The 25,495-nt window shown below is 59.2% G+C and carries 21 protein-coding genes and 1 tRNA gene; 8 read left to right on the plus strand and 14 right to left on the minus strand.

Annotation, left to right across the window (positions count from 1 at the left end; all coding sequences use genetic code 11):
- Positions 1-640: 640 nt before the first annotated feature.
- From BN3659_RS11825 to murB, 12 genes are all read right to left on the minus strand, one after another.
- Positions 641-714: transfer RNA gene (locus BN3659_RS11825), tRNA-Arg, on the minus strand.
- 345 nt (positions 715-1,059) lie between these two features.
- On the minus strand, positions 1,060-2,106 hold the full coding sequence (locus tag BN3659_RS11830) for a TlpA disulfide reductase family protein (RefSeq protein ID WP_091537207.1): 1,047 nt from the start codon (positions 2,104-2,106) through the stop codon (positions 1,060-1,062).
- A 524-nt stretch (positions 2,107-2,630) separates the two neighbouring features.
- Complete coding sequence (gene ruvC, locus BN3659_RS11835) at positions 2,631-3,248, minus strand: crossover junction endodeoxyribonuclease RuvC (RefSeq protein ID WP_410488803.1); 618 nt, start codon at positions 3,246-3,248, stop codon at positions 2,631-2,633.
- A gap of 70 nt (positions 3,249-3,318) precedes the next feature.
- Complete coding sequence (locus tag BN3659_RS11840; protein ID WP_091537209.1) at positions 3,319-4,386, minus strand: TlpA disulfide reductase family protein; 1,068 nt, start codon at positions 4,384-4,386, stop codon at positions 3,319-3,321.
- 3 nt (positions 4,387-4,389) lie between these two features.
- The gene (lpxD, locus tag BN3659_RS11845) at positions 4,390-5,424 is read right to left on the minus strand and encodes a UDP-3-O-(3-hydroxymyristoyl)glucosamine N-acyltransferase (RefSeq protein WP_091537210.1); all 1,035 of its coding nucleotides are present in this window, start codon (positions 5,422-5,424) and stop codon (positions 4,390-4,392) included.
- 18 nt (positions 5,425-5,442) lie between these two features.
- The gene (coaD, locus tag BN3659_RS11850; RefSeq protein ID WP_091537212.1) at positions 5,443-5,913 is read right to left on the minus strand and encodes a pantetheine-phosphate adenylyltransferase; all 471 of its coding nucleotides are present in this window, start codon (positions 5,911-5,913) and stop codon (positions 5,443-5,445) included.
- 180 nt (positions 5,914-6,093) lie between these two features.
- Positions 6,094-6,261 carry a DUF6549 family protein gene (locus BN3659_RS11855; RefSeq protein ID WP_410488805.1) on the minus strand — a complete coding sequence of 56 codons (168 nt, stop codon included), beginning with the start codon at positions 6,259-6,261 and terminating at the stop codon, positions 6,094-6,096.
- Positions 6,262-6,272: 11 nt separating this feature from the next.
- Positions 6,273-6,944, minus strand: coding sequence for a DUF6549 family protein (locus BN3659_RS13360; RefSeq protein WP_216092807.1), 672 nt, complete (start codon positions 6,942-6,944; stop codon positions 6,273-6,275).
- Between the two features lie 52 nt (positions 6,945-6,996).
- Positions 6,997-7,725, minus strand: a complete 729-nt coding sequence (locus tag BN3659_RS11865; protein ID WP_091537213.1) for an aminotransferase class IV — start codon at positions 7,723-7,725, stop codon at positions 6,997-6,999.
- Positions 7,722-8,792, minus strand: coding sequence for a DNA polymerase III subunit delta (holA, locus tag BN3659_RS11870; RefSeq protein ID WP_091537215.1), 1,071 nt, complete (start codon positions 8,790-8,792; stop codon positions 7,722-7,724). The genes BN3659_RS11865 and holA overlap by 4 nt, the downstream gene beginning before the upstream one ends.
- Before the next feature lie 3 nt (positions 8,793-8,795).
- A complete protein-coding gene (tilS, locus tag BN3659_RS11875) occupies positions 8,796-10,142 on the minus strand; it encodes a tRNA lysidine(34) synthetase TilS (protein ID WP_091537217.1) in 1,347 nt (448 codons plus the stop codon).
- A gap of 4 nt (positions 10,143-10,146) precedes the next feature.
- The gene (murB, locus tag BN3659_RS11880; protein WP_091537218.1) at positions 10,147-11,157 is read right to left on the minus strand and encodes a UDP-N-acetylmuramate dehydrogenase; all 1,011 of its coding nucleotides are present in this window, start codon (positions 11,155-11,157) and stop codon (positions 10,147-10,149) included.
- Positions 11,158-11,489: 332 nt separating this feature from the next.
- Between murB and BN3659_RS11890 the strand changes: the two genes are divergently transcribed.
- Entirely contained in the window at positions 11,490-12,725 is a 1,236-nt protein-coding gene (locus BN3659_RS11890; RefSeq protein WP_004291422.1) for a site-specific integrase, read from the plus strand.
- 11 nt (positions 12,726-12,736) lie between these two features.
- Positions 12,737-13,099 carry a hypothetical protein gene (locus tag BN3659_RS11895; protein WP_004291423.1) on the plus strand — a complete coding sequence of 121 codons (363 nt, stop codon included), beginning with the start codon at positions 12,737-12,739 and terminating at the stop codon, positions 13,097-13,099.
- Positions 13,100-13,176: 77 nt separating this feature from the next.
- Here BN3659_RS11895 and BN3659_RS11900 read toward each other — a convergent pair whose 3' ends face one another.
- Together BN3659_RS11900 and BN3659_RS11905 are read right to left on the minus strand one after the other, a co-directional pair.
- Positions 13,177-13,482: a helix-turn-helix domain-containing protein gene (locus BN3659_RS11900; protein WP_004291424.1), complete on the minus strand. Its 306-nt coding sequence runs from the start codon at positions 13,480-13,482 to the stop codon at positions 13,177-13,179.
- 31 nt (positions 13,483-13,513) lie between these two features.
- Positions 13,514-13,813: a helix-turn-helix domain-containing protein gene (locus BN3659_RS11905; protein ID WP_091537221.1), complete on the minus strand. Its 300-nt coding sequence runs from the start codon at positions 13,811-13,813 to the stop codon at positions 13,514-13,516.
- A gap of 138 nt (positions 13,814-13,951) precedes the next feature.
- Between BN3659_RS11905 and BN3659_RS11915 the strand changes: the two genes are divergently transcribed.
- The 6 genes from BN3659_RS11915 (at position 13,952) to BN3659_RS11940 (ending at position 24,890) form a co-directional block, all read left to right on the plus strand.
- Positions 13,952-14,377: a helix-turn-helix domain-containing protein gene (locus tag BN3659_RS11915; protein ID WP_004291432.1), complete on the plus strand. Its 426-nt coding sequence runs from the start codon at positions 13,952-13,954 to the stop codon at positions 14,375-14,377.
- Between the two features lie 3 nt (positions 14,378-14,380).
- Positions 14,381-14,731 (plus strand): helix-turn-helix domain-containing protein, encoded by a 351-nt coding sequence (locus BN3659_RS11920; RefSeq protein WP_004291454.1) that lies wholly within the window; start codon positions 14,381-14,383, stop codon positions 14,729-14,731.
- A gap of 20 nt (positions 14,732-14,751) precedes the next feature.
- A complete protein-coding gene (locus tag BN3659_RS11925; RefSeq protein ID WP_091537223.1) occupies positions 14,752-16,320 on the plus strand; it encodes a DUF3945 domain-containing protein in 1,569 nt (522 codons plus the stop codon).
- A 60-nt stretch (positions 16,321-16,380) separates the two neighbouring features.
- Entirely contained in the window at positions 16,381-18,468 is a 2,088-nt protein-coding gene (locus tag BN3659_RS11930) for a type IA DNA topoisomerase (protein WP_091537225.1), read from the plus strand.
- 163 nt (positions 18,469-18,631) lie between these two features.
- Positions 18,632-19,084 (plus strand): DUF1896 domain-containing protein, encoded by a 453-nt coding sequence (locus BN3659_RS11935; protein WP_091537226.1) that lies wholly within the window; start codon positions 18,632-18,634, stop codon positions 19,082-19,084.
- Positions 19,074-24,890 (plus strand): N-6 DNA methylase, encoded by a 5,817-nt coding sequence (locus BN3659_RS11940; RefSeq protein WP_091537228.1) that lies wholly within the window; start codon positions 19,074-19,076, stop codon positions 24,888-24,890. The genes BN3659_RS11935 and BN3659_RS11940 overlap by 11 nt, the downstream gene beginning before the upstream one ends.
- Positions 24,891-25,495 lie beyond the last annotated feature (605 nt).

Below are 25,495 nucleotides of genomic sequence, written 5' to 3' on the forward strand. Positions count from 1 at the left end.
GCTGTGCTGCGCATTTCGGCTCGTGCCGGCTCTTCGCCGTGGGCCTTTTGCGTCGGGGCTCCGAGAAACTTCTTTCGACCTGTTTCGCGCGCCTTCCCGGCATCGGTTTCGCGGCGGGGGGGGGATCGGCGCGGGCTTCCTCTTCCCGTGCGCTGCGCATTTCGGTTCGCGGCTCGTGCCGGTTCTTCGCCGCCCGGCCTTCTTCCGACCACGGACGATGGCCGGACTTCGTTCGTTCCGCACCTCGGCAGGGGGGGCGGGCGGCGGGCGGCACTGCTTCCTCTCTTTACGCTTCGGCGGCAGGGGTCCTTGCTGGAGGTTTTCTCGTTCCGGCAGGCTTCGGACGAAAGTGCGGATCGCATTCGACAGGTCGAAAACGCGCTGCATGTTGCGGCCCTTTCGGGCCGGGCCGCTGCCTTCGGCGGGACCCGCGGCCGAAGAGGACGGACCGTCTCTCTCGATACGGGAGAGATAATGTCGGACGAGCGAGAGGGAGCGGATGCCGGAAAACGTGCCGGGGCGCGGTCCGGACCTTGCCCGCAAGCCGTTGCGGCCGATGAATCGCCGGGGGTGGGAAATAGTGCGATGGGCGGAAAAGTAAAACGCCGGAGGCGAAAACCTCCGGCGTTTCGAAAAAAAGTGACACCAATAGGACTCAAACCTATAACCTTCTGATCCGTAGTCAGATGCTCTATTCAATTAAGCTATGGTGCCGAATTGCGAATGCAAATGTACGGCAAATTTCCGGATTCCGCAAATAATTTCGCAAAAAAATTATTTTTCCTGATGGAAATATCCTTTCCCCCGCGCCGTTGCGGTTGTTCGTAGCCCGAGACGGCAGCTCCGCGGACCTCGCCGAATTGCACTCCGCCCCGTCCGCCGCCGGATCGCACGCTGCCGCGCGGAGTGCGCCGAAGGGCCGGAGCCTGCTCCGCGACTTCGCCGTGCGGGCAGCGGCTCGGACCGGAGCGGGTGTGCGGCCGCTCCGGGCGGGACGACGGCCGTACGCACTACCCCGCGGGGGGGGCTCCGGCCGCATGTGTCCCGCCGTGGGCCGCGCTATCGCAGCAGTTCGCCGAGTTTGTCTTTCAGCTCCTTGCCGTGGAGATTCTTCGCAGCGATCCGTCCGTCGGGGCCGATGAGGAAGTTGGCCGGAATCGACCGGACGTCGTAGCTCTCCGCAGCGGGACAGCGGCCGTGCTCCACGGCGAGTACGTTGGGCCACGGCAAACCGTGTCGGGCCACGTAATTTTTCCATGCTTCGGCATCGTTGTCGAGCGATACGCCGTAGATGGTCAATCCGCGTCCGGCGTATTGCCCGTGCAACTCCTGCAAGAGCGGAAGCTCCTCGCGGCAGGGGCCGCACCACGTGGCCCAGAAGTCGACGAGCACCCACCGGCCGCCGCCCACGAAGTCCGACAGTGCGATGCGCCTGCCGTTCGTGTCCGCGAGGTCGAGTTGCGTGTAGGGCTGTCCGATTTCGGTCCGCTCCGCCGCTTCGAGCGAAGCGCGGATCTTTCGGAGGAGCGTCGTCCGCTGCAATTTCTCGGGAAACCGCTCCAGCCGGCGTCTCGCCTCGCCGGAGGCGAGGGTGCCGTACTCGGTCTGGGAGAAGAGATAGACGCCCAGCATGTTGTCGAGGTTGGCGCTCACGGCATCCGAGACCGTGCGGCGGAACTCGCTGCGCAGCGAGTCGCGCTCTTCGGCGGTCGCATCGGGAGGCATGGACAGATAGCGGTCGCGGATCGTTGCGAGCTGCTCGTTCAGCGCTCCGTACCGGTCGTTGAGGGGTGTACCTTCTGCGGCGAACCCGTGCAGGTCGTCGTATGCGATCCGGATCTCGCCCTTTTCGGGAAAGAGCAGGGCCAGCGTGCGGCTGCCGTCCGTGAGCGACGCGATGTCGGTTCCGTCGGTTCTGCCTTCGAGGACGAACGTGCCGTCCGCGGCCACCGCTGCCGAGGCGATCGGCGTCCGGTCGAGGGTGAACAGGTAGACCGAATCGGCCGCATGGCCTTCCAAGGTGCCTGTTACCGTGTAGTTTTCGTCTGCGCAGCTCCACAGGCCGGCGGCTGCTGCGAGCATCCAGAGGAGTTTTCTCGTTTTCATTTTATTCGGGTGATTCTGCGTTGTCTTTCGGTTCCGAAGAGCGGCATACGGTTGCCGGGATTTTCGGTTGCCGGGAGCTTCCGGGCACCGGGAGGCGATGGCCGCGGTTCGGGGGCTGGCGCGTGCCGCGTCCGTTCCCGGTCGTCCGCTGCGGGGCGCATGCCGTTCGTCGTGTGTCGGCCGGTTCGGAGGGTGTTTCCCGCTTGCGGGCCGCCTCCGTCGTCCGCTGCAGGTCGCGGGCCGCCCCTTTTCCGTGCGTTGCCGCCGGCAGGCACTTTTCGTCTGCACGAAATGACGTGCGTCGCAGACGGGAGGAGCGACGGTACAGGTGCGAACGGTTGACTTCCCCGTCCTCGTCGTCCGGAACTTCGGCTCTTTTCGACGTCCGGCCTCTCTTCTCTCCGCGGGAGGGGATGGAACGGCCGGAGTGCCGTCGCAGTTCCGGGCAGGCTGCCGAGTGCTCCGTGCGGTTAGATATATTATCTAAGGTATCCGGAACGGCCGCCGCCCGGTGCGCGTGCGTGCTATTTGATTTCGCGGTCGGGATGTTCGCGCAGGAATTTTTCCCACGTCGAGCTGCCCTTTTTCGATGCGGCTTTCGCTCCTCCGCCCAACCCTTTGACGCGGTCGCCGCCCAGCGCTGCGGCCAGCGGACTCGCCGTCGTGAAGTAGTGGCACACGGCCACGGCCATGCCGTCCGTCGCGTCGAGCCGGCGGGGCGGACGGTCGATGCGCAGCATGCGCTCGAGTACTGCGGCGACCTGCTCTTTGGCAGCCGAGCCGCTGCCTGCGATACTCTGTTTGATGCGCGAGGGGGCGTATTCGTGGACCGGAAGTCCGCGGCTGAGGGCGGCGGCCATCGCCACGCCCTGCGCGCGTCCGAGCTTGAGCATCGACTGCACGTTCTCGCCGAAAAAGGGCGATTCGAGCGCCACCTCGCGCGGGGCGTATTCGTCTACGAGAGCGCCGACCCGTTCGAAGATGTAGCGCAGTTTGGCATACGGATCGTCCATCTTGTGCAGGTCGATGTCGCCCAAGACGACCGGGCGTACCTCGCGCCCGTCGACCTCCAGAACGCCGTAGCCCATGTAGTTCGTGCCCGGGTCGATGCCCATGATGCGGTATTTTTCGAGTGCGGTCATCGCGGTGTGCGGAACCGGAACGGCCCGTGCCGGCCGGCACGGGCCGTTCTGCGGCTCCTGTTTCGGGGAGCTATCGGTTCAGAAGTTCCGCCACCTTCTCTTCCAGCGCTTCGCCGCGGAGGTTGGCGGCGACGATCGTGCCTGTCGCGCAGTCGATGAGGAAATTGGACGGGATGCCCTGCACGGCGTAGTCGCGGGCCGCGGCGTTGTCGAAGCGGTTCAGGTCGCTGACCTGAATCCAGTTCATCTTCTTGTTGGCGACGGCCGCAAGCCAGTTGTCGCGGCTGCTGTCGAACGACACGCCGTAGATTTCGAAGCCTTTGTCGTGGTATTTCCCGTAAGTCTCCACCAGATAGGGCACTTCGCCCATGCAGGGGCCGCACCACGAAGCCCAGAAGTCGACGAGCACGTATTTGTTGCCTTCGGTCCCGACGACCGACCGGAGCGACACCTCTTTGCCGTCGGCATCCTTCTGCACGATGTCGATGTAGGGCTGTCCCGCTTCGGTGCGCATCTTGGCTTCGGCGTTCTCGCGGGTTCGGGTCATCAGGGCGGTCTGTTGCAGGGCTGCGGGGAACTCGTCGATGGCGTCGAGGATCTCCTGTCCGCTCATCCCGTAGGCGAGCTGCTGGGCGAAGAGCATGGCGCCGAAGTAGTTGTCTTTGTTGTTTTCGACCGCCTTGCGGGTCATCTCCTCCGACTGCTCTTCGATGGCTTCGCGCTCTTCGTCGGTCGTCTCGGGGTTGCGGTAACGCTCGATCAGCCGGCGGAATTCGGTCTGATAGGCGTTGTTGGCATCGTTGGCCGGCGTACCCGTTGCGGCGATCTCCTGCGGCTTCGATGCCGAACCCTTCACGCTGATCTTGCCCGGTTCGATGAACACCGCCGTGTAGAAGGGGGCGGCGTTTTCGTCGCTGTTGCCGATGAATACCACGCCCGGGGCCGCCGTGCCCTTGAAGCGGAACTTGCCGTTCTGCACTGCGGCCGAATCGGTCGGAATGCCGTTCTCCATGCCCGCTTCGTCCGTCATGTAGACGGTGCCCGTGAGCCCTTCGATGTCGCCGTCGATGACGTAACGGTCCGACGAACAACTGCACATGCACGCGGCGGCCGCGGCGAAAAGGATCGTTTTTTTCATAACTTATTCGTTTTTTAAGGTTTTGATTTCGTTTTCCAGCGCATCCACCCGCTTCGACAGCTCGGGCAGATACTTGTATACGGCCGATGCGCGGTGGAACCTCAGGCCCGGCAGCGCGGGATAGCCCATGCGGGTCTCCCCGTCGGGGATGTTCTTGTCCACGCCGGCTTTCGAACCGATGACGACGCGGTTGCCGACGTTCACGTGGTCGGCGATGCCCACCTGCCCCGCGATGAAGCAGTTGCTTCCGACCTTCGAGGTGCCGGCGATGCCCGTCTGGGCCGACGAGACGGTGTTCTCGCCCACCTGCACGTTGTGCCCGATCTGGATCAGGTTGTCGAGCTTCACCCCGCGGCGGATGATCGTCGAGTCGGTCTTCGCGCGGTCGATGCAGGTATTGGCGCCGATCTCCACGTCGTCCTCGATCACCACGTTGCCCAGCTGCGGGATCTTGTCGAAGCCGCCTGCGGCGTTGGGGGCGAAGCCGAAGCCGTCGGCGCCGATCACGGCGCCGGCGTGGACGATGCAGTTGCGGCCGATGCGGCAGCCTTCGTAGATCTTCACGCCCGCATAGAGGATCGTGCCCTCGCCCACCGAGACACCGCGGCCGAGGTAGACCTGCGGGTAGATCTGGCAGCCGTCGCCGATCTCGACGCCCTCCTCGACCACGGTGAAGTCGCCGATGTAGCAGTCGCGGCCCACCCGGGCCTGTTCGGCGACGGAGGCGAGCCGGCTGAGGCCCGTGCGGCGGGGCTTGGCCGCATTGTACATCTCCAGCAGCCGGAGCACGCAGGCTGCCGCATCGTCCACGCGGATGAGGGTCGCCGCCACGGGCTGCGAAGGGGTGAACGTGCGGTCGACGAGCACGATCGAGGCGCCCGTGGTGTAGAGACAGGGTTCGTATTTGAGATTCGTCAGGTAGGCCAGCGACCCTTCGCGCCCCTCCTCGATCGAAGAGACGGTATGTACTTTGGTCTCTTTGCGGCCCACGATTTCGCCCCCGAGCAGGCCGGCGATCATTTCGGCGGTAAATTCCATCTTATTCTGGGTTTAGGGTTACAAATAGTTCTCAATTATTATGCCTCGCGGCATGAACTCCGCCACCGAGCGGCCGAACGAGAGGATCTCGCGCACGGTGGACGACGAAATGTCGGCCACGGGCGAGGGGGTGAAGAGCATCACGGTGGTGATCCCGCGGTAGAGGCGGTGGTTGGTGGCTTCCATCGTGCGTTCGTATTCGAAGTCGGTGGTGTTCCTCACGCCGCGGATGATGGCGCAGGCCCCTTCGGCGGTGGCGAAGTCGCCCGTCAGACCCGAGTAGATGCGTGCCTCGACGCGGTCATTGCCGGCATAGAGGTCCTCGATCAGGCGGTGCCGGTTCTCGACGGTCAGCAGTCCCGATTTAGCGCTGTTGTTGCCGATGCCGATCACCACCCTGTCGAAGAGGTTGAGCGCTTCGGCGACGAGCGCTTCGTGTCCCCGCGTGAAGGGGTCGAACGACCCGGGGAATATCGCAGTTCTTTCCATGTCGGACAAAGATACGCAACAATATGGAAAAGGCAATTTTTTTCTTGGGCATTCTTCGGTCGCCCCGTGCGTTTGCCGGAGTTTCGCCACCGGCATGCCGTGCGGAGGCGGGATGCGTCCGCCGCGGCGCGAGGTCGCGTTGCGGGCGGCCGCGGGGCTGGAAGGCGCCGTCGGAGGCGTTCACCGTTCGAGCCGGATGTATTCCGTCCAGACGATCCGCGTGTGGGGGTTCGACGACGAGATCTCCTGCCGGATCGCCTTGGTGCCCCAGCGGAAGAAGAGGAAGCGGCGCGGGACGCGGTGCACGATCTGGCGGAGGGTGTCGACGCTCTGCACGCGGCAGCGCACCGAGTCGCCCGTTACGACCCCTTCGACCGTAACCCATGCGTCGCTCCAGCGGAAAGTCCGGGGTGCGGCGCCGGAGACGGCGCACGGGGCGTGTGCGGTGTCGGTGCGCCGGGAGCGGCTGAGCGGCGGTGTGCCGCCGGAAAGGGTTTGCCGGATGCGGCGGGGAAGCGAGCCGTCGGGCATGAGGGGCGTCGTGCGGTGCGGCAGCGGCCGCAGCGGAACGGAAGGGGCGGCGTGCGGCTCGGTTTGCGGCGCTGCGGACGGAGCTGCGGCGGGACGGGCGGCCGAAGGGGGTGCTGCGTGCGGGGTCGGATCGCTTTGCGGGCCGTATGCGGTTCGGGGGCTCTGTCGTGCGGGGCGGCGAAGGCGGCGAGCGGCGCCCGAAATCCGACTTCGGTAGCCGCTACCGCCGTCGCTGTGGCTTCGAGCCTTCGGAGCCGGATGCCGAGACGGCGGATGCGTTCGGCGTCGGCCGCCCGCAGCTCTTCGTATTCGGCGCATCGCAGGCGCAATGCCTGAGCCGAGGCGGCCGCTTCGCCGAGGCGGTTGCGGTAGCGTTCGACCTCGGCGGCGAGGGCCGTCTGGTTTTGGCCGAGGCGGCTGACCTCGGCGCGGTGGCGGCGATAGCCGTAAACGAGCAGTGCCGTCGCGCAGACGGCATAGAGGAACAGGTAACGTTTCATTGGGAAAAAGGATTTTCCCGCGAAGATAAGCGCGAAGGGGGCTGTCCGGTTTCTACATTCCGAGAATTTTCAGCGACAGACGTTTCGCCGCGCGTGCGACCCGCTCCGCCGCGAGCGATATGTAGGGATTTCCGTCGCATTTCGCAAGGGAGGTTACGCCGCGGTGGTCGAATGCGAAAAGCTCGTCGAACTGCGGAAGCTCGTCGCGCGAAAAAGGCTCCTCGGTCAGTTGCAGTCCGGCCGCTTCGATGCAGGCGGCGGCGGCCGAACGCTCGACGCTCCCGGCCGCCGGACAGGTCAGGACCGTTCGCCCCGCGACGGCGAACAGAGGGGCGTCGTCCGCCGTGCGGACTGCGCCGTCGGTGCCGCAGCGGACGACGCAGCGGGCCCCGCCGCGTGCGGCCTGAACACGGGCCAGCGCACCGAGCGCTTCGCCCGCCGAGTTGGGGTATTCGCCGAACGGGAGGTCGTAGACGAAGGTCAGCGCTTCGGGCCGGAGGCTGCGGAGTTCGTAGCCGCGATAGAGCGAGAGTCCGGTGTAGCGGAGCGTCAGCGTCCCTTCCGGCGAGAGCTCCATGCGGACGAAGGCCGAGAGGTCGTCCGGCGCCTTTTCGGCCTTTGCGAGCGCTCCGATGCGTGCTGCGAGCTGCCGCGGGTCGGTGCGGAACGGCCGCCCGAAGAGCGCCCGCGATGCGGCGTCGAGCGCGGCGGCGTGCGCTTCGGGGAAGAGGGGCGTGCCGCCGAGCGTGTGGACGGTCTGGTAGACGTAGACTTCGCTCATAGCAGGAAGATCTTGAGCAGCAGTTCGCGCAGCAGTTCGCCGTCGGACATGCCGCCGGCATTGAGGCCCTTGCTCTTGGCGTCGTATTCGCGCAGCAGGCCGAGGATGGCGAAGACCTTTCTGTTGGGCCACTCTCCCGCGGCCTGCTTCAGTTCGCCGAGGGCATAGGGGTTGTTGAGCCGCAGGATGCGCATCAGCTCGCCGTCCGGCGGAAAGGGTAGCCCCTTGTGGCGCGACTGCCACCGGAGGTAGTTGAGCAGGAAGAGCTGCCGGAACTGCCCGAAGAGGGCCATCACGGTCAGCAGCAGCGGGTTGTCCTTGGGGTTGCGGGCGAAGTGGGCGGCGATCCGGAGCGAGCGTTCCATGTCGCGTGCGAGGACCGCCTTGCACAGTTCGAAGTTGTTGAAATCCTTGGAGATGCCGATGTTGGCCTCGATGTCGGCGTCGGTGATCCGTTTCGTGCCCTCGGGCAGCGAGACGAGGAGCTTGCGGAGCTCGTTGGCGATCTTCGAGAGGTCGGTGCCGAGGTGGTCGGTGAGCATCGAGAGGGCTTTGCCGTCGGCGGCGAGCCCCTGACGGCGGAGGTGCTCTGCGAGCCATCCCGCGATCTCGTAGTCGCGCGGCCGCACCGATTCGAGTACGGCGCCGTGGGCCGCCGCGCCCTTGTAGAAGGCCGAGCGCTTGTCGGCGCTCTTCTCCTTGTGGCAGAGGACGAGGACGGTCGTGGGCGAAGGCTGCTGCGTGTAGAGCGAGAGTTTGTCGAGACCGCGCATCTGCTGCGCCTCCTTGACGATGACCACCTGCCGGTCGCCCGACATCGGCATCTGGCGGCAGAGGTTGATGACCTGTCCCGCCTCCGTGTCGCGTCCGTAGACGGTGATCTGCCCGAAGGCGCGCTGCGATTCGTCGAGAATCGTCGCCGCCAGCCGGTCGCACAGTGCGTCGATGAAGTAGCTCTCCTCGCCCATGAGCAGATAGACGGGCGCGAAGCGCCGCGCCGCGACATCCGCCGCGAGACGTTCGTAGGCGGCCGCCGAGTCCTTGAATTTGATGCCTCCCTTGGCCATGCGTCAGATGATTTCCTTGGTGATTCGCAGGACGTTCTCCGTCTCGGACGTGAGGCGGTAGCGGTCGTCGATCCTGCGGCCCACGAGCCACACGATCTCCTCGCCCGACAGGAGCACGAACTGCCGCTGCTTCTCCGGCAGCGGGATTTTGCGGTCGGTCAGATAGTCGCTCACCTTCTTGCGGCCCGTCATGCCGTAGGGGACGAACCAGTCTCCCTCGCGCCAGCGGCGGAGCGTGAGCGGCCAGCGGAGCTTGTCGGCGTCGACCTGCGCGATGTGTTCGGGCACGCCGAAGTCCCGGATCGTGTCGATGTCGCGCCGTTCGAAGTAGAGGACCGAATTGCCGCAGTAGGTGCGCAGGGCCCCTTCGGGCACTGCGGTCTGGCAGAGGTCGTCCGCAGAGGTGCGGGCGACGAGGATCGTGCCGCGGTCGACCGTGGCGGTGTATTCGCGCGAATAGAAGCGGCGTCCCGCGGACTCCTTCGCGAGCGCGCGGCAGAGCGCGTCGATGACGTCGCCCTTGAAGCCGTAGGCCGTGCTGAGCAGTTCGTAGATCACGAATCCGAGCGGAAAGTCGGCTCCGATGCGGTCGATGCGGATCGTGTCGATGCCGTCGCGGGTCGTAACCGCATCCTGCCGGATGCGCTCGATGCCGCGGTCGATGAAGCGCTGGGCATCCGCGAGGCGGCTCAGGTTGCGGCGCATGAGCTCGGTGAACTTGGGGTTGATCTCGCGGATGCGAGGAATCAGCCCGAGACGGATCTTGTTGCGCAGGTATTTGGTCGAGCGGTTCGACGAATCTTCGCGGAACGGGATGCGGTGCGCCACGGCGTATTCGAGAATCTCCTTGCGCGAGGCGAACATCAGCGGCCGGACCACCCCTTCGCGCTGGGCCGAGATGCCCGTCAGTCCGCGCAGTCCCGTGCCGCGCAGCAGGTTGATGAAGAAGGTCTCGATCGAATCGTCGGCGTGGTGGGCGACGGCGACCGTCGTGTAGCCGTGCTCGCGGCTCAGCGAGTCGAACCATGCGTAGCGGAGCCGGCGGGCCGTCATCTCCATAGATTCGCCCGTGCGCTCCATCTCGGCGGCGGTGTCGAAGCGGCGGTTGTAGAACGGCACGCCGTACTTCGCGGCTTCGCGTTCGACGAGTACCTCGTCCTCCTCGCTTTCGGCGCCCCGCAGCTGGAAGTTGCAGTGGGCGACCCCCACGTCGTAGCCCGCAGCGGTGAAGAGCGAGAGCATCACCATCGAGTCGACGCCGCCCGAGACGGTCAGCAGGATGCGGTCGTCGTGCGTGAAAAGTCCGTTCTCGGCCACATAGCGCCGGAAGCCTTCTGTCAGTGTCGTCATGCTTTTACAATATATTGACTTCGGGGTCGATCGCAACCCCGAATCGGTCCCGCACGGCGGCCTGCACCCGGCGGGCGAGGGCGAGCACCTCGCTGCCGGCGGCGCCGCCCAAGTTGACCAGTACGAGCGCCTGCCGGTCGTGGACGCCCACGCGCCCTTCGCGGTAGCCTCTGAAGCCGGCCCGGTCGATGAGCCACCCGGCCGCGAGCTTCGCTTCGGCGGGGTCGGCGGCGGGGTAGAGCGGCATGTCGGGATAGCGCTCCCGCAGCTTTTCGGCCTCGGCGCGGCCGACCGTGGGATTCTTGAAGAAGCTGCCCGCGTTGCCCTGTACGGCCGGATCGGGCAGTTTCGAGCGGCGGATGGCGCACACCGCCTCGCGGATGTTGCGCAGCGTGGCGCCGCCGCGCGCCTCGACCTCGCGGGCCAGATCGCCGTAGCCCAGTGCCGGGCGGGGCGTGCGGCTCAGGCGGAGCGTCAGGCCCGTGATGATCGCCTTGCCCCGCAATGCGTGCTTGAAAACGCTGTCGCGGTAGCCGAAGCCGCAGTGCCCGGCCGAGAGGGTGAGGACGTTGCGCGTTTCGGGGCAGAACATCCGCACCGATTCGATCGTCTCCCGGACCTCGCAGCCGTAGGCGCCGATGTTCTGCACGGGGGCGGCGCCCGCCTTGCCCGGAATGAGCGAGAGATTTTCGAGGCCCCACAGCCCCCTTTCGACGCTCCATTCCACCAGATCGTCCCACTCGACGCCGGCGTCGACCGCTATTCGCACGCCGTCGCTCTGCTCGCCCAACGGGCGGATGCCCCGGGACGCCGGCGTGAGCAGTGTGCCGTCGTAGTCGCGCGTGAAGAGGATGTTGTTGCCGCCCGAGAGCACGGTCCATCGTCCCGGCCCGCCGTTTGCAAAGAGTTCCCCGAGGTCGTCTTCGGTCTCGAATTCGACGAGCCGCGCCGCCCGTTGATCGACCCCGAAGCTGTTGCGGCCGAGGAGCGACACGTTGTTAAATTCCCGTATCATATTGCAAAGTTACTACAAAAAAGTGAAATGCGGAAAGATATAGTGATAGAATTGAGTTACAAGGGTTTTGGTTGAAGTGGCGATAATCCGTGAAGCCATTACAATCCCTGCCGAAGCCAAATCCTGACGCCGCTACGTTACTTGTTCGTAACCATGCCCGAAAATGCGACAAACGGGTACGAATAGCGAAACAAGGCTCTAAGGAATAGTGAGTTATCCATAACTCATGCGAAAAATCAGGTTACGGAAAAAGATTGCGCCGTTCCTCCCCGTTTTGCGTACCAACACCGGACTCTTCACCAACTAATTTTGAAACCCAAAAATTAAGGACAATGAAGAGTACATTTTCAGTAATCTACTACCTCAAGCGTCAGGTAGTGAAAAAGGACGGGACAGTTCCCGTCATGGGACGCATCACGGTGGACGGCAGCCAGACACAGTTCAGCTGCAAACTGACTGTCGATCCGAAACTGTGGGACACCAAAGGTGGACGTGTCACGGGCAGAAGCACGGCGGCACTCGAAACGAACCGTATGCTTGACAAGATGCGGGTACGCATCAACAGGCATTATCAGGAAATCATGGAGCGTGACAACTTCGTCACGGCGGAGAAGGTGAAGAACGCCTTTCTCGGACTGGAACACCGCTACCACACGCTGATGCAGGTGTTCCGCCAGCACAACGAGGACTACGAGAAGCAGGTGGAGGCAGGCATGAAAGCCAAAGGCACGCTGCTGAAGTACCGCACCGTTTACAAGCACATGCAAGAGTTCCTCGACATCCGCTACCATGTGAAGGACATCGCCCTAAAAGAGCTTACCCCGGCTTTCATCTCCGACTTCGAGATGTTCCTGCGCACGGACAAGCACTGCTGCACCAATACCGTGTGGCTGTACGTCTGCCCGTTACGGACGATGGTATTCATCGCCATCAACAACGAGTGGCTGACGCGCGACCCGTTCCGCGAGTATGAAATCAAGAAGGAGGAAACAACACGCAGTTTCCTGACCAAAGATGAGATCCGCCTGCTGATGGAGGGGAAACTGAAAAACGCCAAACAGGAATTGTACCGCGACCTCTACCTGTTCTGCGCCTTCACGGGGCTGTCGTTCGCGGATATGCGCAACCTTACGGAAGAGAATATCCGCACCTACTTCGACGAACACGAGTGGATAAACATCAACCGCCAGAAAACGGGCGTGGTGTCCAACATCCGCCTGCTCGACATCGCCAACCGCATAATCGGCAAATACCGGGGACTGTGCGGGGACGGCAGGATATTTCCCGTTCCGCATTATAACACGTGCCTTGCCGGTATCCGTGCCGTCGCCAAGCGTTGCGGCATCACCAAGCATATCACGTGGCATCAGAGCCGCCACACGGCAGCCACGACGATATTCCTCTCCAACGGTGTTCCCATCGAAACGGTCAGCTCCATGCTCGGACACAAGAGCATAAAGACGACGCAGATTTACGCAAAGATAACCAAAGAGAAGCTCAATCAGGACATGGAGAACCTTGCCGCAAGATTGAACGGCGTCGAGGAATTTGCAGGTTGCACCATCTAAAAAGAAAAGCCATGAAACGTGACACAATCATCATCGAGGACAAGGCAGTCAGCGTAACCGGTAACGACGTGTGGATGACCGCCACCGAAATAGCCGGATTGTTCCATACGACCGTCCCGGCAGTGAACGCCGCCATCAGAGCCGTCCGCAAGTCGGACGTGCTGAACGACTACGAGGTGTGCCGCTACATGCAGCTTGAAAACGGGCTGCACGCGGACGTGTACGCCCTTGAAATCATCATCCCGGTCGCTTTCAGGGTGAATACCTACAACACCCACCTGTTCCGCACATGGCTGGTGGGAAAGGCACTCTCACAAGAGAAACGGCAGACATACGTGATGTTCATACAGAACGGAAAAGCCGGGTATTGCTGATTGCACATACCCCATAAGACAAGTAAACGGGTAGCACCACAAAAGGTGTCACCCGTTTACTTTTTCATGAAACCGCCTCACTCCAGCGGCTTGCGGTAGTTCGCTTCCAGTACCCCGCGCAGCCCCGTTTCCGGGTAAAGCACCTTCCCTCCCAAAAGTATGAAGGGCAACACGCGGTTGTTGCGGTATTCCTGCAAGGTGCGCCGGCTCACACGGAGCAGTTCCGACACCTCGCCGTCCGTCAGGTAACGTTCCCCGTCCAGCGGAGGACGGTAGCTTTCCAGAAATGCGGACAGCCATTTCGAGCCTTTGCGCATATCCTGCACCACAGAGGCTATCGGCTCGTCTTCCATCGTAAAAACATCGTTGTTCTCGTTCATCATAACTTCGGATTCAGTGGGTGAATAAATCAAATCATCTGCCGTGCGGATAGAGCGTGCCGACAAGCGGTATCAGCCGCTTCACCTCCTCTGGCTTGTAATAGAACCTGCGGTTTATCTGCGAGTAGCCGATAAGCCGCCTGTCACGCAGCATCTGCAACGTGCGCGGGCTTATTCTCAACTGCCCGCAGACCTCCTCGCCCGTGAGCCATCTTTCCATGCGCCCCGTGTCGCTTTTGCGCCTCAGGGCGGCGACCTTCTCCGAGAGTGCGCCGAATGCCGCCACCATCATCTCGAAAGTCTTTTTCTCGATAGATACTATTTCCATATTCATGTCATTTAGAGTTTGCCGCAAAGGTAACGAAACGGCATACAAGACGTATCGTTTTCCGCTGAAAGGCTGCCTGTTGCGCCGTTTGACCGGGTTACGGAGCCATCTTCCGCAAAAATCTTACGTGAGTCACGTAGTGAGTTGTTAAAGCCCCTTTTGTTTATTGCCGAATTTTGTCGCAGAAACAAAAAGAAAGGACTGAACATGAAAGTGATAACAATGGAAAGTTCCGCCTACAAGGAGATGATGGCGCAGATTGCGAACATCGCAGGGTACATCCGCGAGGCAAGGGACGAGAAGAAACGGAAGCGGGAAACCGAAGACAAGCTGCTTGACACGGCACAGGCGGCGAAGATGCTCAACGTGAGCAAGCGCACCATGCAGCGTATGCGCACCGACCACCGTATCGAGTATGTGGTGGTACGCGGAAGCTGCCGCTACCGCCTTTCCGAGATACTGCGGCTATTGGAGGACAACACAGTAAGGAACGAGGAAGGGACAATAGACACCCTGTTCCACAACCACACGCTGCGCACGGGCGGCAAACCAAAAGGAAGGAGGACATAGGTCATGGAACTGCTCACACGAAACAACTTCGAGGGCTGGATGCAGAAGCTGATGGAACGGCTCGACCGTCAGGACGAACTGCTGCTGGCGATGAAGGCTGAGGGGAAACAGCCCACTATCACGGAAAGCATCCGCCTTTTCGACAATCAGGACTTGTGTATGCTGCTCCAGATAAGCAAGCGCACGCTTCAACGCTACCGCAGCGTCGGCGCATTGCCCTACAAGACACTGGGCAAGAAAACCTATTACAGCGAGGAGGATGTGCTGACATTCCTTTCCAACCATATCAAGGACTTCAAAAAAGAAGATATAGCCTTCTACAAGGCTCGTATCCATAATTTCTTTCATAAATAACCCATTAAAACATTTTTCAAATGGCAAAGAAAAAAGACGAAAAGGACGTGCTGGTAGTCCGTGACGAGAAGACGGGCGAGATCAGCGTGGTAGCCGGGCTGAATGCAGACGGCACACCCAAGCGTACCCCTGCGAAAGCTGAGAACGCGCAGAGTTTCCTGCAATTCGACCGACACGGCGACGTGCTGGACAACTTCTTCAAGAACTTCTTCCGGCAGTGCAAGGAACCCAGCCGCTTCGGTTTCTACCGCATCGCGGCAGACCAAGTGGATTCCATGCTGGGCGTGATGAAAGACCTGCTTCAGCATCCGTACCAGAACAAACAAATCCTTGCACCGCACAAAATCGACACCTTCCCTTATCAACAGCAGGTGCAGGAAGAGATGGCGGCACAAAAGACAGAGAAACAAGAACCTCAAAAACAGGAAAACATGGAACAACAGAAAGAACAGCAGGAAAGCCCGCAACAGACGCAGGGCAGACAGGGCTACCAACCCATCAACGAGAGCAAAATCAACTGGCAGGAGCTGGAGGACAGATGGGGCGTGAAGCGTGACGACCTTGAAAAGTCCGGAGACCTTACGAAGATGCTCCACTACGGCAAGTCCGACTTGGTAAAGGTCAAGCCCACCTTCGGCGGCGAATCATTCGAGCTGGACGCCCGCCTCTCCTTCAAGAAGGACGGTGAGGGAAATGTCAGCCTCGTGCCGCACTTCATCCGCAAGGAGCAGAAGTTAGATGAGTACAAGGAACACAAATTCTCCGACGATGACCGGAAGAACCTGCGCGAAACGGGCAACCTCGGCAGGGTCGTGGACATTGTGGACAGGGAAACGGGCGAAATCATCCCCTCCTACATCAGCATCGACCGCAAGACGAATGAAATCACGGACATTCCGGCAAACAAGGTGCGCATCCCGGAGCGCATCGGCAAGACGGAAATCACCAAACAGGAGCAGGACATGCTCCGCGCCGGACTGCCCGTGCGCGACAAGCTCATCGAGCGCAACGACGGCAGGAAGTTCGTCACCACCCTTCAAGTGAACGTGGAGCAGCGCGGCGTGGAGTTCGTGCCGGGAACCGGAAGGTCGCCCCGTACCGCACAGACGCAGGAAGCCAAAGGTGACACCTCGAAAAGTCAGGCGCAAGGCGGGGAAAATGCCGCACAGACCAAGAAGGAGCAACGCCGCAACACGTGGATGAACGAGGACGGCAGCATCCGCCCCATCAGCAAATGGAGCGGCGTGAACTTCACCGACAAGCAGAAAGCCGACTACGTGGCGGGTAAAGCCGTGAAACTGGAGAACGTGACCGACAAGCAGGGCTTCCATGCCACGATGTATATCAAGTTCAACCCGGAGAAGGGCCGCCCGTACCGCTACGAAACGAACCCCGACAACGCCCAGCAGGTCGCCCCGTCCAACGAGAGCCGCACACAGGTGGCGGTGAACAACGAGGGCAAAACCAACGAGGCGACAAAGAACCTGAAAGAGCCTTTGCAGAAAGGTCAGACCGCCCCGAAGGACGACCGCCAGCAACAGCAGCAGGAGAAGCCGAAAAAGAAGAACAACAAAGGCATGAAAATGTAATCCCGTGTCCGCCACTGAATCCAAAATAAAATCCAAAGATCAACAAAAAAGCAAGAAAACATGAAGACAATCATTGCAGAAAAGCCCTCCGTGGCACGTGAAATCGCCCGCATCGTGGGCGCGACAAAGAGAGAGGAAGGATATTTCGAGGGAGGCGGCTATGCCGTGACATGGGCATTCGGACACCTTGTCCAGCTCGCCATGCCCGATGGCTACGGCGTGCGCGGATTTGTCCGTGACAACCTCCCGATTATTCCCGACACATTCACGCTCGTCCCCCGTCAGGTCAGGACGGAGAAAGGTTACAAGCCCGACAGCGGCGTGGTGTCGCAGATAAAAGTCATCAAAAGACTGTTCGACACAAGCGAACATATCATCGTGGCGACCGATGCCGGACGCGAGGGAGAGCTTATCTTCCGCTACCTCTACCACTATACGGGTTGCACCACTCCTTTCGTGCGCCTGTGGATCAGCTCTCTCACCGACAAAGCTATCCGCGAGGGACTGCGGAAACTCGAAGACGGCAGCAAATACGACAACCTCTACCTCGCCGCCAAAGCGCGGAGCGAATCCGACTGGCTCGTGGGCATCAACGGCACACAGGCGTTATCCATCGCCGCCGGACACGGCACGTATTCCGTGGGGCGGGTGCAGACACCAACGTTGGCTATGGTATGTGAACGCTACTGGGAGAACCGCCGCTTTACGTCCGAAGCATTCTGGCAGCTCCATATCGCAACGGACGGTTGCGACGGCGAAGTCGTGAAATTCTCATCCTCCGAGAAATGGAAAGAGAAAGAACCGGCGATGGAACTATATAATAAGGTAAAGGCGGCAGGTTGCGCCACTGTCACGAAAGCCGAGCGCAAGGAGAAGACGGAGGAAACTCCCTTGCTCTACGACCTGACCACGCTCCAGAAAGAAGCCAACGCCAAGCACGGCTTCACGGCGGAACAGACGCTTGAAATCGCGCAGAAACTCTACGAAAAGAAGTTGATAACCTATCCGAGAACGGGAAGCCGCTACATCCCCGAAGACGTGTTTGCCGAAATTCCCAAACTGCTCGCTTTCATCGGCACACAGCCCGAATGGAAAGACAAGGTGCGGGCAAAAGCCGCCCCGACACGCCGCAGCGTGGACGACGGCAAGGTGACAGACCACCATGCCCTGCTCGTCACGGGTGAGAAACCGCTCTTCCTCTCCAAAGAGGACAATACCATCTATCAGATGATTGCCGGGCGCATGGTCGAGGCATTCTCTGAGAAATGCGTCAAGGATGTGACCACTGTCACGGCGGAATGTGCCGGAGTGGAGTTTACCGTAAAAGGCAGCGTCGTGAAGCAAACCGGATGGCGTGCCGTCTATGGCGAGGAAAAAGAGGAAATTACCATCCCCGGCTGGCAGGAAGGCGACACGCTGACACCGAAAGGCTCGTCCATTACCGAAGGAAAGACCAAACCCAAGCCGCTGCATACCGAAGCCACCCTGCTCTCGGCAATGGAAACGGCGGGCAAGGAAATTGAGGACGACGCACTGCGGCAGGCGATGAAGGACTGTGGCATCGGTACTCCCGCCACACGCGCCTCCATCATCGAAACGCTTTTCAAGCGCGGTTACATGGAACGCTGCAAGAAATCGCTTGTGCCTACCGAAAAAGGTCTTGCCCTCAACTCCGTCGTCAAGACGATGCGCATAGCCGACGTAGCCATGACGGGCGAATGGGAACGGGAGCTTGCCCGCATCGAGCGCGGCGAGGTGTCCGCCGACGCTTTCCACAGGGAGATAGAGGCGTACACACGGGAAATCACTTCCGAACTGCTCTCGTGCGACAAGCTCTTCGGCAGCCGTGATTCCGGCTGTGCCTGTCCCAAGTGTGGCACGGGCAGGATGCGGTTCTACGGGAAGGTCGTCAGATGCGACAACGCCGAGTGCGGTCTGCCCGTGTTCCGGCTGAAAGCGGGACGCACCCTGTCCGACGACGAAATCAAAGACCTGCTCACCGAAGGACATACCAAGTTGCTCAAAGGCTTCAAGAGCAAACAAGGCAAGAGTTTCGATGCCGTCGTAGCCTTTGACGGGGAATATAACACGACTTTCGTGTTCCCGGAGGCTAAAAAGGGCAAGAAATTTTCAGGACGGAAGAAATAGTATTAACTTTGCCACTTGTTCAGAGTAATGAATTGTTCTTCGATACCGGATTACACTCATACTTTGGATTTAGTGGTGGCACTCGGAGGGATACCGAGTGCCTTTTTCTTCCTTTTCTCAACCGATTATCCCGTTAAATATCAATCCGCTAAACTCCAAAGTAATGAACAACAAGAAGAAAAACGAGGGTCAGACCGACTTTTCCTATTACGGTCTGTACCTGCTGGACTACCTCCGCACGAACAAGTTTGAACAGGCTGACGACACCGCGTTCATACGGGAACGGGCCGACCGTGCCGCCGAAACGTATGAGAAGGCACGGCTTGAAGGCTATCCCGCCGACGGTGCGCAGGAGCTGGCTATGGACACGCTACTGCGCGGGCTGCATTATTCCCGTTACGCCATCCTCCGCGAAGTCGTGGAAAACGAGTTTGCCGATGAAGTGCCGGAAGAGAAGCGTGAAGCCTTTGTCCTGAAACTGCTGCCGCTTGTCGGCAACGTGTTCTCCGTCTATGACCTCTCGGATGACAATTTCGCCCTGTCTTCCGATTACGACCTGCTCTACACGGAGCTGACGGGAGCAACCGTCCTTTACTTAGACGAATATGGCGTTTAACCGCAAACAGAAACTGCGGGACAACATCGAGGCGATACGGACGGCATTCATCCTTGACAGGGAAAATAGGACAGCGACAACCGAAGAGCGTGCCATACTTCAAAGGTACTGCGGTTTCGGCGGTCTGAAATGTATCCTCAACCCTGCAAAGGAACTGACGGATGCCGTCCGGTGGGCGAAATCCGACCTCGAACTGTTCGCCCCGACGGTGGAGCTGCACAGGCTTATCCGTGAGAACAGCAAGGACGAAACAGAGTACAAGCGGTTTGTGGATTCGCTGAAAGCGTCCGTGCTGACCGCTTTCTACACCCCCAAAGAGATAACCGACACCATCGCGGACGTGCTGGCAGATTACAGCGTCCGCCCCGCCCGTATGCTCGAACCGTCGGCAGGTGTCGGCGTGTTCGTGGATTCCATGCTGCGGCACAGCCCCAATGCGGATGTGATGGCTTTCGAGAAGGATCTGCTCACGGGTACAATCTTGAGGCATCTCTATCCCGACCAGAAAATGCGCACCTGCGGTTTTGAGAAAATCGAAAGACCGTTCAACAATTATTTCGACTTGGCGGTGTCCAACATTCCGTTCGGTGACATTGCCGTGTTCGACGCGGAGTTTCAGCGGAGCGACTCTTTCGGCAGACGCTCCGCCCAGAAAACCATCCACAACTATTTCTTTCTCAAAGGACTGGATGCCGTGCGTGACGGCGGTATCGTGGCGTTCATCACCTCGCAAGGGGTATTGAATAGCACCAAGACCTCCGTGCGTAACGAGCTGTTCAGTCAGGCCAATCTGGTATCCGCGATACGCCTGCCCAACAACCTGTTCACGGACAACGCGGGCACGGAGGTGGGCAGTGACCTGATTGTCCTGCAAAAGAACCTCAGCAAGAAGGAAATGTCGCAGGACGAGCGGCTGATGACCGTGATACAGACGGACACGAAAACCGCCCTGACCGACAACGCCTATTTCATCCACCACCCGGAACGCATCGTGCATACGATGGCGAAACTTGACACAGACCCCTACGGGAAGCCCGCTATGGTTTATCTGCACGAGGGCAAGGCAGCAGGCATCGCCGGGGATTTGCGCCGTATGCTCGACGAGGATTTCCATTACAGGCTTGCCATGCGCTTGTATTCGGGTTCAATCCGGCAGGCAGGAACGGAAGAAAAAGTTGCCGTTCAAAATAAAGTAGAGCGTCCTGCCATAAAATTGGAAACAGTATCCTCGGCGCAGACGGTGGAAACTCCGACAGAAAAGCCGCAACCCGCAGATGAAAAGCCGGAGATAGAACCGCGCCCGCAATATTCCGCAGGCGTGCAGCTCACCCTGCTTGACCTCTGGGGGATGACGGAAGAGGTCAGCCAACCGAAAACCTCCAAAAAGAAAAAGACGGTGAAAAAGGCAGTTACGGCAAAGTCCACTCCGCCCAAACCGAAAGTCACGGTTACACCGACAGCTCCAACTGCAAAACCCGCAATGGAGAATAAGGAGGTGAAAGCGGAGAACACCGCCAAGCCTGCCGACCCGGACGACATCTATGCCACACTGGACTGGGATACCAATCCTCCCATCAACGGTTTCTATGAAATGATGATGGGTTTGACGCCGGAGCGTAGGAAAGAACTTCGGGAACTGGCAAGGCAGCATAACGAGAAACAAGTGGCGGAAAAGACGGAAGTGAAAGCCGTGCCGGAAACTTCCCGTGAGCAGCCACGACAGGAGGAAACACAGCCGGAGGCAGTCGCCGCACCTGCCGTTACAGATACCCCATCGGAAGCGGTGGGGACTTTCCTTTTCCCCGACATCGAAGCGGAAAAGCCGAAGGAGGAAGTCGTGGACCTTTCTCCGCGTGCCTACCACCGCACGCCGGAGATGCACCTGCGCGAAGGGTCGCTGGTGGCTGACCGGGGGCGTCATAACATCGGCTACCTGAAAGACATCACGCCATACGGGGCGACATTCCAGCCGCTCGACCTGAAAGGATACCAGAAGGAAAAGGCGTTGTTGTATGTGTCGCTGCGTGACGCCTACGAGCGTCTGTACCGTTATGAATCGCTCCGGCGCGAGGCAAATGTTCCGTGGCGAGAGCATCTGAATACCTGTTACGATGAGTTTGTCATGCGCTACGGCAACCTCAACGCCAAGCAGAACGTGAAGTTAGTGATGATGGATGCGGGCGGGCGCGACATCCTTTCGCTGGAACGGATGGAAAACGGAAAGTTCGTCAAGGCGGACATCTTCGAGCATCCTGTTTCCTTCGCGGTGGAGAGCCATGCCAACGTAGGCTCTCCCGAAGAAGCCCTGTCTGCGTCGCTCAACAAATATGGTACGGTCAATCTCGACTATATGCGGGAGATAACCGACAGCACGGCGGAGGATTTGCTCACTGCCCTGCAAGGGCGCATCTACTACAATCCGCTCGTGACCGGTTACGAAATCAAAGACCGTTTCATCGCCGGAAATGTCATAGAGAAAGCGGAACGCATAGAGGCATGGATGGGTGACAATCCCGAAAATGAGCGTATGCCGGAGGTGAAGCAGGCGTTGGAGGCTCTGAAAGATGCCGAGCCGCAGCGCATCGCCTTCGAGGATCTGGACTTCAATTTCGGGGAACGCTGGATTCCGACGGGTGTCTATGCCGCCTACATGAGCCGGCTGTTCGACACGGAGGTGAAAATCGCCTATTCCGCAAGCATGGACGAGTTTTCGGTGGTGTGCGGCTACCGCACCATGAAAATCACGGACGAGTTTCTGGTGAAGGGGTATTACCGGAACTATGACGGTATGCACCTCCTAAAACACGCCCTGCACAACACCTGCCCTGACATGATGAAGTCCATCGGCAAGGACGAGCATGGCAACGACATCAAGATGCGCGACAGCGAGGGAATACAACTCGCCAACGCCAAGATTGACGAGATACGAAACGGCTTCTCCGAATGGCTCGAAGAGCAGTCGCCGCAGTTCAAGGAGCGGCTTGTGACGATGTATAACCGCAAGTTCAACTGTTTCGTGCGCCCGCGCTACGACGGCTCCCATCAGACCTTTCCCGACCTCAACCTGAAAGGGCTGGCAAGCCGGGGTATCAAGAGCGTCTATCCCTCACAGATGGATTGCGTCTGGATGTTGAAACAGAACGGCGGCGGAATTTGCGACCACGAGGTGGGAACCGGTAAGACGCTGATAATGTGCATCGCCGCGCATGAGATGAAGCGTCTGAATTTGGCACACAAGCCGATGATTATCGGGCTGAAAGCCAACGTTGCGGAGATTGCAGCCACCTATCAGGCGGCATATCCCAACGCACGTATTCTGTACGCTTCGGAGAAGGACTTTTCGACCGCCAACCGTGTGCGCTTCTTCAATAATATAAAGAACAACGACTACGATTGCGTCATCATGTCGCACGACCAGTTCGGCAAGATACCGCAGTCGCCGGAATTGCAGCAGCGCATCCTGCAAGCAGAGCTTGACACGGTGGAGGAAAACCTCGAAGTGCTACGGCAGCAGGGAAAGAACGTGTCGCGGGCGATGCTGAAAGGATTGGAGAAGCGCAAGCACAACCTTGAAGCGAAGCTGGAGAAGGTGGAACACGCCATAAAGTCACGCACGGACGACGTGGTGGATTTCAAGCAGATGGGCATCGACCACATCTTCATAGATGAGAGCCACCAGTTCAAGAATCTGACTTTCAACACGCGCCACGACCGTGTGGCGGGATTGGGAAACAGCGAGGGAAGCCAGAAGGCACTTAACATGCTCTTTGCCATACGCACCATACAGGAGCGCACAGGAAAAGACTTGGGTGCGACCTTCCTCTCCGGCACGACTATCAGCAACTCACTGACTGAATTGTACCTGCTGTTCAAGTACCTGCGCCCGAAGGAGCTGGAACGGCAGGACATAAGGTGTTTCGACGCTTGGGCGGCGATATTTGCCAAGAAGACGACGGATTTTGAATTTAACGTGACGAACAACGTGGTGCAGAAGGAGCGTTTCCGCTACTTCATCAAAGTGCCGGAGCTTGCCGCCTTCTACAACGAGATAACCGACTACCGCACGGCAGAGGATGTGGGTGTGGATCGTCCGCACAAGAACGAGATACTGCACCATATACCGCCCACGCCGGAACAGGAGGACTTCATACAGAAACTGATGCAGTTCGCCAAGACGGGCGATGCCACCTTGTTGGGCAGGCTGCCGCTTTCGGAAACGGAAGAAAAGGCGAAGATGCTCATCGCCACGGACTATGCCCGGAAAATGGCACTCGACATGCGCATGATAGACCCGAATTACGAAGATCATCCCGACAACAAAGCGAGTCACTGTGCCAAGATGATCGCGGAGTATTATCAAAAATACGACGCCCAGAAAGGCACGCAGTTCGTTTTCTCTGATTTGGGGACATACCAGCCGGGCGACGGGTGGAACGTCTATTCGGAAATCAAGCGCAAACTGACGGAGGACTACGGTATACCGCCAAGCGAGGTGCGCTTCATTCAGGAGTGCAAGACCGACAAGGCGCGGAAGGCGGTGATAGACGCCATGAACGCCGGGACGGTGCGTGTGCTGTTCGGCTCTACCTCTATGCTCGGAACGGGTGTGAACGCCCAGAAACGGTGTGTGGCTATCCATCATCTCGATACGCCGTGGCGACCGTCCGACTTGCAACAGCGTGACGGACGCGGAGTTAGGGCAGGTAATGAGATTGCCAAACATTTCGCCGGGAACAACGTGGATGTAATCATCTACGCGGTGGAGAAGTCACTGGACAGCTACAAGTTCAACCTCCTGCACTGCAAGCAGACTTTCATAAGCCAGCTCAAAAGCGGTGCGATGGGTGCGCGTACCATCGACGAGGGGGCAATGGACGAAAAATCGGGCATGAATTTCTCGGAATACATGGCGTTGCTCTCCGGCAATACCGACCTGTTGGACAAGGCGAAACTGGAAAAGCGGATCGCATCGCTCGAAGGGGAACGCAAGTCGTTCAACAAGGGCAAGCGTGATTCGGAGTTCAAGCTGGAGTCAAAGACCGGCGAGTTGCGCAACAACACGGCTTTCATAGATGCCATGACGGAGGACTGGAACCGCTTCCTGTCGGTGGTGCAGACCGACAAGGAGGGCAACCGCCTTAATATAATAAAGGTGGACGGAGTGGATTCCGCCGATGAGAAGGTCATCGGAAAGCGTTTGCAGGAGATAGCCAAGAATGCCACGACCGGAGGGTTGTACACGCAGGTCGGTGAACTTTACGGTTTTCCGATAAAGGTGGTGAGCGAAAGGATACTCAAAGAGGGATTGGAGTTCACCGACAACCGCTTCGTGGTCGAGGGGAACTACAAGTACACCTACAACAACGGGCATCTGGCGATGGCTGACCCGTTGGCCGCCGCCCGCAACTTCCTCAACGCGATGGAGAGGATACCCTCCATCATCGACCAGTACAAGGCGAAGAACGAGGTGCTGGAGATGGAGATACCGCAGTTACAGGAGATAGCGGGTAAGGTGTGGAAGAAGGAGGACGAGCTGAAGCAGTTGAAGTCCGAACTTGCCGCCCTTGACCGAAAAATTCAGCTGGAGCTTGCGCCACCCACGCCCGAAGTCGCAGAAAAGGAGAATGAAGGGCAACAGCTCAAGCCGGAAGCGGAAGATGTGAGGAACAGGCAGGCGCAATATCCCGAAAATGCACCGCCGCAGATACGCAGTCCGGCGGATAGTATCGTTGCCAACCATGTCATAATCGGGCGTCCGGGACTGTATGCCAAGGAGGAAACCCGGTCCAAAGGATTGAAAATATAACCTAAGGAATTTTATCTGAATTGAATTCAAATCACAGAGAAGTGAATAGACAGTATTACCCGACAGAGCAACTACGACAAAGCAATGCCATCAAAAAAAATGACAGCACACACAAAGCATAGACTGATTGTCTTGCCCTAAAAGATTGATTGGAATTTATTCAGGACTGCCTATCACTTAGATAGAAGTCCAAGGTCTGCTGAAATACATAATTCAAAAATTGAAATTGCTTGACTGCAAATTTAGTAACTTTGCTTGACAAATTAACGAGAAAGAAGAGAAAATGAAAGCCGACCGCATAACATCACCTATACGCAAGCAGGGGGTTCGTGCTTCGTAAGACAGGAAAGTGGTAAATTTAAAGTTCAGTTCATCGTAGGTAGCTTAGTGGTAAAAATCCCTGCCTGCGTATAGCTGCAAACCGTTGTTAGCAATCCGCTGCGCTCCTTGCTAACAATGGCTCGGCGACTTACGTCGCTTGCCGTAAGCCGCCGCTTCGCGGACTGCTTACAACAAGCGACTTGGCTAAATAGCTCCGCTTTTGTATCTTCGATACAGCTTCGCTACTTCGCCAATTCGCCGAGCCATTGTTATGGGCCATTTTT

It is taken from the genome of Alistipes sp. CHKCI003 (assembly GCF_900021155.1).
In the GTDB taxonomy this organism is placed as follows: domain Bacteria; phylum Bacteroidota; class Bacteroidia; order Bacteroidales; family Rikenellaceae; genus Alistipes; species Alistipes excrementavium.